Annotated in this window: 7 protein-coding genes and 2 pseudogenes; 7 read left to right on the top strand and 2 right to left on the bottom strand. The window is 66.0% G+C overall.

Features of this window, described 5'->3' with window-relative positions; all coding sequences use genetic code 11:
• The first annotated feature begins 84 nt into the window (after positions 1-84).
• Both ACPCUW_RS20175 and ACPCUW_RS20180 read left to right on the top strand, forming a co-directional pair.
• Complete coding sequence (locus ACPCUW_RS20175; RefSeq protein WP_423426430.1) at positions 85-2,631, top strand: hypothetical protein; 2,547 nt, start codon at positions 85-87, stop codon at positions 2,629-2,631.
• Between the two features lie 111 nt (positions 2,632-2,742).
• Positions 2,743-2,913 (top strand): hypothetical protein, encoded by a 171-nt coding sequence (locus ACPCUW_RS20180; RefSeq protein WP_423426431.1) that lies wholly within the window; start codon positions 2,743-2,745, stop codon positions 2,911-2,913.
• Positions 2,914-3,666: 753 nt separating this feature from the next.
• Here ACPCUW_RS20180 and ACPCUW_RS20185 read toward each other — a convergent pair.
• Positions 3,667-4,467: pseudogene (locus tag ACPCUW_RS20185) on the bottom strand (LuxR C-terminal-related transcriptional regulator); the annotation flags it as partial.
• A gap of 426 nt (positions 4,468-4,893) precedes the next feature.
• Between ACPCUW_RS20185 and ACPCUW_RS20190 the strand changes: the two are divergent.
• Positions 4,894-5,757, top strand: a complete 864-nt coding sequence (locus ACPCUW_RS20190) for a hypothetical protein (protein WP_423426432.1) — start codon at positions 4,894-4,896, stop codon at positions 5,755-5,757.
• A gap of 378 nt (positions 5,758-6,135) precedes the next feature.
• Here ACPCUW_RS20190 and ACPCUW_RS20195 read toward each other — a convergent pair.
• A pseudogene (locus ACPCUW_RS20195) lies at positions 6,136-6,720 on the bottom strand (helix-turn-helix transcriptional regulator); the annotation flags it as partial.
• Here ACPCUW_RS20195 and ACPCUW_RS20200 point away from each other — a divergent pair.
• The 4 genes from ACPCUW_RS20200 (at position 6,664) to ACPCUW_RS20215 (ending at position 10,833) form a co-directional block, all read left to right on the top strand.
• The gene (locus tag ACPCUW_RS20200; RefSeq protein ID WP_423426434.1) at positions 6,664-7,242 is read left to right on the top strand and encodes a hypothetical protein; all 579 of its coding nucleotides are present in this window, start codon (positions 6,664-6,666) and stop codon (positions 7,240-7,242) included. The pseudogene ACPCUW_RS20195 and the gene ACPCUW_RS20200 sit on opposite strands and share 57 nt — an antisense overlap.
• A 279-nt stretch (positions 7,243-7,521) precedes the next feature.
• Positions 7,522-8,166, top strand: coding sequence for a hypothetical protein (locus ACPCUW_RS20205; RefSeq protein ID WP_423426435.1), 645 nt, complete (start codon positions 7,522-7,524; stop codon positions 8,164-8,166).
• Between the two features lie 63 nt (positions 8,167-8,229).
• Positions 8,230-9,099, top strand: coding sequence for a hypothetical protein (locus ACPCUW_RS20210; protein ID WP_423426437.1), 870 nt, complete (start codon positions 8,230-8,232; stop codon positions 9,097-9,099).
• Between the two features lie 33 nt (positions 9,100-9,132).
• Complete coding sequence (locus ACPCUW_RS20215) at positions 9,133-10,833, top strand: hypothetical protein (protein WP_423426438.1); 1,701 nt, start codon at positions 9,133-9,135, stop codon at positions 10,831-10,833.
• The last annotated feature ends 40 nt before the right edge of the window (positions 10,834-10,873 follow it).

Consider the following 10,873-nt stretch of genomic DNA (forward strand, 5'->3'; position numbering starts at 1 on the left):
TGACATCCCTTGCGGCAGCACGGTATCGGCCGCCCCGCCGGGCGTGATTTCCCGGTACAGCACCCTGGAGTCGTCGGTTGCGGGGTGGGTGCCGGCGACCGGCGCGCCCATGGCACCGCCGATCAGCGATGTCAGCCACTGTTTCGCCGCATCGTCGGCGTCGTCGTAGACCTCGCGGTCGCTCTGGTAGTCATTACCGAAGGTAACCCGCTCGACGCTGACCCCTTGCGCTCCCGGCAGCGGTTCCCGGCGCACCACACCCGCGTTCAGGCCCTCGATGAGAAGCGCGGGAAACCCGATGCCGCCCGGTCGGTACGGTGCGCTCCCGATCGGGTCCTCCGGCCCGGACGGCGGGTTCGGCGAATCGTCGTCGAGGTCGGGGAACAGTTCACTCAGACGATCCAATTCGTCGTCGCCGCTGTCTCGGTCGGAGTCGCTGCCCGGTCGCTCACCACGGATCTCGAACCACACGGTCTTGCCGTCGACGTGTTCGACGACACCGTAGTCGGTGGCGAGCATGTCCATGATGGGCCCGCCCCGGCCCGACTCCGCGTTGTCATCGGCATCGGCATCGGCGGTGTTCCGCCACGTCGGAAGCACATGGCTGTAGTCGCGAATCCCCACTCGCACAACCGGAGCGCCGAAACGTTCGGTAACGGTCGCGATGACGAAACCGCGAGTTCCGGCGTGCCGGGAGATGTTGCCCGCCAACTCCGACACCAACAGTTCGGCCGAAGCGATCTGATCGGGATCGGGCCACCCCACCCCTCCTGCCCAGTTCGCCATGACCCGGCGAACCAATCGCCTGGCCAGCCCCACGTCCGCCCCGTCGGGTGCGGTCACGTGCACCAGATAGTCAACACCATCGGAGTTTGCGGCAGGTGCCGCGCTCGGGAGGGCCCCCAGGATCTGGATCCCGGCGAATCGTGCGACAACGTCGTCGACAACCCCACGCTCCGCGCCGTGGTCGATGAGCATAGCTTCGAGGTCCGCCGGGTCCAGCCCGCGAACCGCCTCGACCACCTTCTCGTCCAGCCCTTCGGCCCTCGCGGCGACGACAGCAGCCGACACCGATCCGGCAAGATAGTCGAGCACCGCCGCCAGGCCGTGCTCATCTGGAAGGCGATCCCGCACTTTCCGCGCGGAGCCCGCTCCAGCGTCGGATGCGAGAGACGATCCCCGCTCTCCCAGCTTCTCGGCCAGCGTCGCACGCAGTCCTTCGAGTTCTGTTGTGGCCGGGCGGGAAACGGCAGAGTTCGGCTCGTCCGCTCCCGCCGAGTCGTGCGGCCTGCCGCCGATCGGGTTCTCCGAATTCGAACCGCTCTCTCCCGGTTCATCGGCAGGTACCGCTGCCTGCGCTTTGCGTTCATCCGATGCGACGGCCGGCATTTCGGCGGCGCGATATGTTGCGGCCGTGGAATATTCCGGGCTGATCACGATCCAGTCGTCGGATTCGGGATCGGTGTTCGCTACATGCCCGGGGTAGGTGGCGACGCTGACCCACCTGCCTTGCACACTCTCCCAGTGCTGGACCCAGGCCTGCAGCTGGGGTGCCACCCGTCCGAGCAGGTATGGGCTGTACCAGTCGCCCTTGGTATAGATGTCGAGGTCCTCGCGTTGTGCGAGGTCTTCGAAGCGGCGCGCCAGGACATCGCTGCAGAGCTGGAAGTCGTAGTCGCTGCGCCACTCGTCCAGTCCGAGCTCGTATCGACTGTCGAAGAACGTCTTCTCCGGTTTGGGCTCGTCGTTGTCGAAGCCGCCCTCACGATAGCGCCGGACGGCTTCCTCGACGTGTCGCCCGCGTTCCTCCGGCGGGAGATCGGCCGCGAATTCGGCGGCCATGCGCTCCATCTCCTCGATGCTCTGAGGAAAGAACTTTCCGGGCGTCGCCGAATAGAACTTCGCCGACGTGCCGAACAACCGGACATCGGCATCGGTAATGCCGTCGGCCGCCAGAGCTCGCCGCATATGAGCGACGCATTCTTCCCACCGGCCGGAATCGAAGCCCAACGGAACGCGTTGCTCGAGCATGTCGTCGTACTGTTCGGGGGAAACCCCCGCGAAATCCAGTTCGCGTGCGGCAGGCCGACTTCCGATGACGCTCCCGCCATCGTTGTCCTGAGTCTGCTGGGATTGTCGGTCCGCGATGTCATCGGCGGTATTCGAGGGCGCCGGGGATGTGAGGCTGCGCTCGTCGCCGGCCGGGATTTCGATGTCGAATCGGATTTTCACCGCATGTGGGCGGTACTTCGACGTGTCGGCGAGTACGCCTTCAACACTGCTGTTCGTGTTGTAGGTGATGACGATCTGATTTTCGCGGCGCAGGTCGGGTTGCTCATGGGCGTTGTAGACAACCGTCTCCGCGTCTCGATAGAAACCGAACGGGCCCGGTTCCGTCGCGCGGTACAAGACAGCCGGCGAAGTAAAGGGGCCGGTAGGCGACTCGGCCAGATACCCCATGATATCTGCGCTGTACGGAAAGGTGGTGTCCTGGGTGACCAGCAGGAAGTGTCCGTCGTTCAACTTGGAAACGCTGTACTCGTTGGCGACTCCCGACATGATCGGCACCGAATCCGCCTCCCGCGCAGACCATCTGCCCGCCTCGCCGAGAAACTCCCACGGTTGCCGTAGATCATCACCCGGTACCCGGGCGACGTGCATGAACTTCTCGGTCCCGCCGTCGTCGACTCCGTAGATATAGGTGTAGTTGTCGCTGTCGTCGTATTCCGTCCAGGACGCCCAGTGCACCCCGGTTTCGGAGGGCATCGGGGTGACGTCGATCCGGCTCAGATCGCCCGCATCGAAGCGAACGAGCACATTGCCCTGGAACTCCAGTTCTCCATTGCCACCAGGGACCATGGCCATCTGGAGGCGGGCGGCGTCGAAGTCACCGCCGGTGTCGACCACACGTGAATCTCCGGTGAACCGCAGGAACATCACATCGAGGGTGTTCCGGCTGGTGACATGGGATCCGCCGAGCCAATAGAACTGCCCGTCGTGCGGTGGCATCACCGCCCTGACCTGCCCGTCGGGCGTTTCGCTGAGAATCGTCCGCGCTCGGCCGCGGCGATCGATTTCGACGAAACTGTTGCTCACGAAAGGGGTTTCGCGGGAACGCGATCCATCGGCTTCTACGCGCCCCAGGAATGTGTCGGAGAACATGATCACATAGCGACCGTCCGGCAGCCTGCGCATATACGTGCTGTCCCCGCCGGTCCAATCGTCGTCAGCGTGATAGGCGAGGCGGGACAGCAGGGTATTGAGCTCGTAGTGGGGTGTGGCCGACACGACCTTCAAGCGCGGTCGGACCGGCTCGGAAGCAGGCTCCGCGGCAGTGCTTTCGAATCCGGACGGCAGTGAATTCGGCTGTGCTGCGCCGGTTCCGGACAGGGAATATGGGACATCATCGGTTTCACTCTTGAAAACTGCCGCCAGGTCGCTGATCGGAGGCACTACCCCCTCCGTCACCCGGCGCCACAGCTCGGCTTGCGCCCCCGAGTCGTCGCTCCGCCCAGCGCGCGCGGACGTCCCTGTACCGGCGGCAGGGGGTTCGCTTGGGCGAGCGCCGATATTTCCTTCGTAAGAGTCGTTGTCGGCCGTGGAACGGGCGCCGAGCGCCCCTCCCGTCAATTCGATGCCTCGGTTTTCCGCCTCCTCCACTGCGGCGGCCCGTCCGCTCGTGCGTAGTTTGAGTCCGATGCGAATCAGATACGTGCTGACGGTCGAGGGTGCGATGCCCCGGGCCGCTGCGATCTGCCTGGTCGTCATGCCCCGCTTGACGAGGCCGAGAATCGCGACTTCTGCCTCGGACAACGAACCGGCGCCCGGAAGCAAACCGGGCTCGGTAGTCGCGATGGCGGGCGGAACCTCGAGGCGGCCGGTGCGCAGCGCGGTCCCCACCATGCCGGCCCGATCACGAACACCGAGATCGGCCGCGATCCTGTCCAGGCTGTGATCCACCTGGCCGGGAGAGAGCCCGAGATGGACTGCGATCTCCTTGTTGCTCATACCTTCCGCAACCAGCCCGAGTACCGCTCGGTCCACCTCGGGCAATTCCGCGGTGGCGGCACCGTCGGTCACCGGCACCAGGCGGGCGTGGAAGGCCCGCGCCACCATCCCGGCGCGATCGCCGATGCCGAGTTTGCCACCGATGCGGGCGAGATGAGCCTTCACGGTATGCGCTGCCAGACCGAGTTCCGCCGCGACTTCTTTGTTCGACCTGCCGTCGGCAACCATTGTGAGAATCGATACTTCCCGCGCGGTCAACGCGAGGTTCGACGGTTTCTGCAGCGGCACCGCGATTTCGTCATCCGAGAGCAGACCCAGGTCTCGTGCTGCCGACACAATGCCCGGCCGGCCGCTGTCGCCGAGCTTGTTGCCGATTTGCCTGAGGTAGAACTGGACTCGGCGCGCCGAGCGGTTCAGTCGATCGGCAATGGCCTCGTTCGACAGCCCAGCGGCAACCATTCGAATGAGGAGGAGCTCGGAATCGGTCAGGCCGTATTCCACTCCTAGGGAAAGCCGTTCACGATGGTCGTCGGCTGCCGGTGCGATATCGCTCGGCAGTCGTGCACGGAAGGACTGGACAAACGTTTCGACAGCCGCGCGTTCAGCCGGCTCGCGGTTCTGCCGCTGCGATGTGATCGTTTCGGTGATGACCCGGCGCTGGGTTGGGGTCAGACCGGACCATGCCTGGACAGCCTGCTGCGCAACGCCGAGGATCCACGCGCCGGGATCTTCCTCCGCAGCAACAGGCCAGCGTCGGCTCTCCGCGGCCCGGTAGATCTCCTCGTTGAGGTACTGACTCACACGCCGTAATCGAGCGGCTTCCCCGGCCGGAAGTCGTACGCCCCGCGTCAGTAATCCGTACACGCGACGAAACGTCTTTTCGCCATGGCGTTCACGCAGTTCGCGAAACGCCACGAAATTTCCACGCTGCGCCCGATCCAGCGCCGTCGAGTGCTGCGAACGACCGGTATGCCCCTCGGTCGCGGTCTCCGCCGAATCGCCGGCCGGCAGCAGCCGATGCAGTTCGAACCACGAGGATTTCCCCGAACCGTCCTCGAATACCGTGATGCCGGATTCGTCCGCGGCGGCTGCCATGATGGGCAGACCACGGCCCCGTTCGGAGAATTCAGCGGGCATGTCGCCGATTTCGGGCACGAAGGTGCTCTCGTCGTGGACTTCGAAACGAAGTACGCGCCCTGCCGGGGTATCGGTCCGGGTGATGACGACCTCGACCTTGCCGTCGGTGTCGGCGAGGGCGTTCGCGATGAGTTCCGACATGAGCAGGATCGCGATGTCGACGCCGTCGGAGTCCAGCCAGCCGAACGATTCGTTCAGCAGTTCCTCGAGGCGGTGACGCTCCGCGCGAACCTCGCGGGTGCGTGCTTCTTCGCCCGCTCTGCCGGACGGGCCCTGCGCCGTGCCGGATGCACGCACGGTGTACTGCGTGCGCGCGCCGGGCGTCGGCGAGTGTGCCGTGTTCGCCGGTGGCCTGCTGCCGATGGTGTCCGACGCTCCGGGGTCGAGCGGTGTGAGCACAGGGTCGTGCGGGCGGCTCCCGGTGGGGTTCGACGGCCCCGTGACGGCCGAAGCGTAAAAGTGGTCGTCGGCCGCGTGCAGGTCTATCGGGCTGATCCCCAGGTGCCGGCCGAGCAGCCGGAAAGCGTTGCGGCTCGGTGTCCTTTCGCCACGCTCGATCTGGCCGATGTACTTCGCGGTCAAACCCGCGGGGGCTGCCACATCAGCTCGTGACCGGCGATGGTGGTAACGCCGGGCTTGCAGCCACAGCCCTTGTTCACCACGGGCATAGGAAGACCAATCCAGATCGAACCTCGCATCCGGATAGAACCGACCGGCAGCCTGGTTGATCGCGCCGGCCTCGATATTCAACGCGTCGCACAGTGACAGGAAGACAACCACTCCGGGAGCCCGCTCGCCCGCCTCGATCGAGCGGAGATGGATGGCGCTGATACCCGCGGCCTGCGCCGCCGCCTGTTGTGAAACAAGGCTGGACAGACGCTGCGATCTCAGCCAAAGCCCTTGCTGCCCAGGCGTATACGCGGACGGATCGAGATCGAATCGCGCCGCCGGATCGAATTGATCGGTGGCCACGCTCAGCACGTCGCTGCCGACGTTCAATGCCTCACCCAGCGACCGGAGCACATCGACGGTGGGAACAGTTTCGCCTCTGCCGACGGAGCTGAGATATTTCGCGCTGATCCCGCCGGCCTCCGCCACTTGCTCCCACGACATGTCTCGGTCGTGAAGTAGCGCCGAGATCCAGCGCCCCGGCGCGGCCGGCGGATACGCACGCGGGTCCAGGTCGAAGTCGTCGTCCGGATAGAAACGGCGTGCTGCGGCCATGAGTTCGGATCGGGGCACCCCCAGTGTGCGGCCGATATCCAGGAAGAGCCCGGGGCGCGGACGCGAGGTTCCCTGTTCGATCCGGCCCATACTGCTGCGGTGCACGCCGACCGCTCGGGCCAGGCCCGCCACGGTCATTCCGGTGCCGGTGCGCCGAGCGGTGATCCACTCCGCACGCGCCCGGTCCAGCGATGATTCGTCCGTCGTCGGCTCGTCCGGTGACAGCTGTGGGCGTACCGGAGTGCTCGTTGCGTTGTCCGCCGAAATATGTTGCAATCCAGCATTTTCGGAAGGGTGAGAATCATCGTGCGGGCGACTGCCGATCGAATCTTCTCCGTCCGGGTCGCCCACCGCGACCCTCGCGGCGCCGGCTCGAACCGGCGTCAGTTCGTCCAGGTCCGGCAGCCCGGAGAAACTCGAATTGACAGCGTCGATCAATTCCGGCGCGACGGTGACTCGTTGTGGTGGTGGCAGGGTCTCGGCGTCGGGGGCGCCCCCGCGGGCGCCGGAGGCGAGGTTTCCGTCCCGGTCGAACTCGATGGTCTCGAACCGTTGCTGGTCCGCAGGCACCCGATTGATGAATACTTCCTGCTCGAGGCGCCACTCGTCGAATCCGACGGCCTTGTTCAGCATCGCGCGCCGGCTGCGCAGGTCCTTCGGGCCGTAGTCGTTGGTGGCGTCGCCGTCGCGGGTGGCAGCCAGGTCGACGACGACCAGGTTCGGGTTCTCGGCCGAGGTACTGTCGTTGACCAGCAGCACCATGTGGTTGTCGGCGTCGGTGCTACCGGATGCCTGGGTGTCTTTCCATTTGTAGACCAGCACGGTGATGCCGCCCGGCCGGGACTTCAACGATTCGGCCACTTCGTCCAGTGATGCGGCACGCTCGAGCCCGGCGCCGAATATCTGCCGCACCACGTTCCGGTCGTGGCCTTTCAGGGTGGCGGCGGGCATCGCGAAGCGGTCGGCCTTGCCGGGGCACAACACTCGCATTCCGGTCACGGCATTGTTGACGCAGCTGTTCGGGCTGCGGCGATGAATCTGCACGACCGAATCGAACAGGGCGGCGAGGGCCAGATACTGTGACGCGGCGGCGACGATGTCTGCGGCCGCCCGGCCGTCGACGCCCACCGCGTGCGAATCCACCGCCACGGAGTGCGTGGCATCAAGATCCTCGGAGTCCATCGCTACCGACGTGGTATCGCCGCGGTCGGCGGGCTGTGCGGCGTTCGTGGCGGTCAGGCGGTCGTCGAGCGCTTCGCCGAGAATGTCGCGGGCGACCCCGGGAGTAATGCCGGAAGGTGGATAACCGAGCGCTTTCGCCAGGTTGTCCCGCGCTGCCGTCACCAACGGATCGACGGTGCGCAAACCTTCGGCCCCTTCGACCTGCGCGAGCGGCAGACCGAGCTGGGCCGCGAGCCGGTTTCGCATCGGGGTCAGCTCGTCCAGTGCCTGTGTATCTGTGGCAAGGAAGCGTTGCAGTGCCGTCGCGGGAGCGGTCGCCTCGACATGCTGGCGCAATGCCTCCGCGGCGACAGGCGGGATACCTGCCCGGTGCAGCAGTTCTCCCATCGGGTCGATCGCACCGTTGCGCTCGAGTGCGGCGAGGTGACTCGCCAGGGCCGGGGCGGGGATTCCGAGCAACCCGGCCAGGCGCGCTGTCCGGTCCGCCGGCAGATCCGGGCGGGTGAAGTCGGCCTCACTGGAGTAGAGCCCGGTGTCGGCTTCGGCCAGGGTGACGGGAAAGTGGTGCGTGGCGTATGCGTGGTGCCGGATGAACTCCGCGGTGGAATGCCGTAGAGCGCGCTGCTGCAGTTCGGGCGCCAGTTCCCGCACGGCGCGGCTCGCCTCGACGACTGCCTCGTGGTTACCGGGCGTGGGGTCGGCGTCGTGGGCGGCCACGGCCTCTTCGTAATGAATTACTGCTTCACGGACCCCGCGCAGATGCATGGCATTGCGAATCAACGCGTCCTGCGTCGACATCACCACTTGCGCGCTACCGCGCTGACCGTTTCGTGCGGTGCGGTTCTTGGCCTGTTCGTGGATATAGGACTGTTCCGGCGCCTCGGTCATCCAGACGTGCATGCCGCCCTTGGCCTTCACCGCATCCGATACCGAGATATCGACCCCGCGCTGGCCCTGCCGGTTGATCACCAGGATCTTGCCCTGCTCACCGGCCTCGTCGAACACCTTCTGCAACTGGGCTTCCCAGTCCGCGCCCCAGCCGATGATCCGTTTGGCGTCCACCGCTTCGATCGCATCTCTCGGCACACCCGCGCGCACCAGCGCCTCGACCTGACGGGCGACCAAATCGTTGCGGTGACAGAGGATCTCCTGAAACCGGCCCTTGCCGTCGGCTCGCATCTCGTTCGCGTATTCGGCGATCGTGCGCAGTTTGGCGTGTGTGCTCTCGACCACATCGTGCTGGCCCTCCACCAGCTGATGGGTCTGCGACCGCCCGACCTCGTGCGCCGGCTCCAGGTTGTAAATCTTCTGCAGCACCGGGTTCAGGTCGGTGAGAGTGCCGGACGCACCTGTCACTTCATCGAAGAAGGATTCGCTTCCGACACGGTAGATTTCGACCGAATCGATACGCTTGGCGGACTCCGCATCCGCGCGCACGACGATCCGATGCTCCTCGGCGCTCTCCCTGCGGCTCTCCGCCGCGCGGATCTCCTTGGCCTCGATGGCCTGCGCGAGGCTCGCCTTACCCGGCTCCGCGCTCCACCGTGATTCGCTCGAGGTCTTCGGGTTGCGTTGCAGCCCATGTTCGGCCTGATCGATGATGACGATCTTGCCCGTGTCCATTTCGTAGTGGACACCCTTACGGACGAGGAACTCTGCGTGGGCCGCGGTCTCCAGCCGGGAGGCCCCCATTCCATCCAGCCAGTCTTGTCCGCCGGGCAGCGCCTCGACCTTCGCCCGACCCTCGGGGGTCAGCTCGGGTTGACCGTCGTACCAGTACATGACCTCCGGTGTGCCGTCGGCCTGCATGCCGATTTCCTCGGCTATTCGCCTGAGGCCGAAATCGTCGTGCGTCAGCGACCCGTCCGCCAGTGCCTTGGTGAGAAAGTCGTGTGCGCCGAACACCTGCTGGGCCGTGGCCTCCGGCGCCGCCTGCTCGGCACCTTCCGACCGGAGGAACTGCCGTTCGCCGCGGTCGATGATGCCGTCCATCTCGTCGATCAGCGCATGGCGCGGTGGCTTGATACCGGCGTTGCACAGATGCCCGACTGTCTCGCCGGTCGCGACCACGATCGCAGGCCGCCCCTTCGTGATCGGCCCGAAACCGTTCTGCTGATCGGCGCGGAACACGTCGATCCCGAATGTGCCCAGCACATTCTGCATGTCGGCGAATTCCTCATCGCCTGTCAACAGCTTCCGATACGTGCTGACTTCGCGATTGGCCAGTCCATCGGTGGTGGTCACGAGCAGAACCGAGCCGTGTTGCACCGCACGTTGGATTGCGCCGGCCATGAATACCAGCGATTTGCCCTCGCCGGGTTTCATTTCCACCGGACGCGATTTCATCGCGTAGACGGCTTCCGCCTGTTCGACCCGCAACACCATTCCGCCGGGCACTTTCTCGCTGATCGTGCCGCGCCGGATGATCTCCATCGTCGCCAGCAACGACTGGTGCTCATCGCCGCTGTGCAGGCCGGCCATCAGCACGTCGTCCGGAAGGTTGGACAGGCGTTGACCTTCCGGAACATGCTCGGCGGATGCCCGGTGGAAGTCGATCAGCAGATCGACCGCCTTGTCGCGGTCGCTGCGCGGCATACCGGCGGCGTCGGCGAGACTGTCGTGATCGGCGGACGGAACGCTCTGCTCGTCGTGCACCGACGACGAATGTTCCTCCACGGCAGATGTTTCGGTGCCGTCCGCCTCGGTCCGGCCGGAGCCTTCGGGTCTTTCCTGACCGGACTGCTCGGCAGTCTCCTCTCGCTGCGGGGTCGCATGCTCTTCGCCACTGGACGATCCGGGTTCGCCGCGAGCACTGGACGATCCGGGTTCGCCGCGAGCACTGGACGATCCCGGTTCGCCGCGAGCGCCGGGAGTTCCCGCCTCGCCCGCAGCAGCTGGATGGGGTCGTGCCGATGTTTGCGTACCGGCACCGTCCGCGACCGCCGTGTGTTCTCCGGCCGGGCTCGGCCCGGCTTTCGCGTGCGCGCTGTTTCCTGTTGGCGCGCCGGTCTTTTCGTGAACCTCGCCGACCGGGCGTGGCGGGGCGCTCGTCGGGAGCTTCGGCGGCGGCGAGGTCTCGCCCACCGGCTCGACCGATCGGGGTGCGGTCGCCTTCCCTGCGGCGACCGGCTTCTCGGCCGGTGGCCGCTCGACCGGAGCCGCCGTCTCGGAATGTGTTCCCGACCGCGCCGCGGCGGCGTCGGAAGATGCGGGACGGATGGGTTGCCCGGGCTGTCGACCACCGGCTCCGTCGGCCGCGATCGTTGGGCCCTGCTCGCGTGAGGGTGGTTCCGCGGCCCCGGTCTTTTCCGTGGTCCCGCCA

The sequence above is a fragment of the Nocardia sp. AB354 genome (genome assembly GCF_049538315.1).
Taxonomy (GTDB): Bacteria; Actinomycetota; Actinomycetes; order Mycobacteriales; family Mycobacteriaceae; genus Nocardia; species Nocardia nova.

What these genes read in the sequence shown, in the direction of transcription:
- ACPCUW_RS20190 (WP_423426432.1), top strand. Translation starts at nt 4,894, where the DNA reads ATGGCGTTCACGCAGTTCGCGAAACGCCACGAAATTTCCACGCTGCGC.
- ACPCUW_RS20215 (WP_423426438.1), top strand. Translation starts at nt 9,133, where the DNA reads ATGTTCGGCCTGATCGATGATGACGATCTTGCCCGTGTCCATTTCGTA.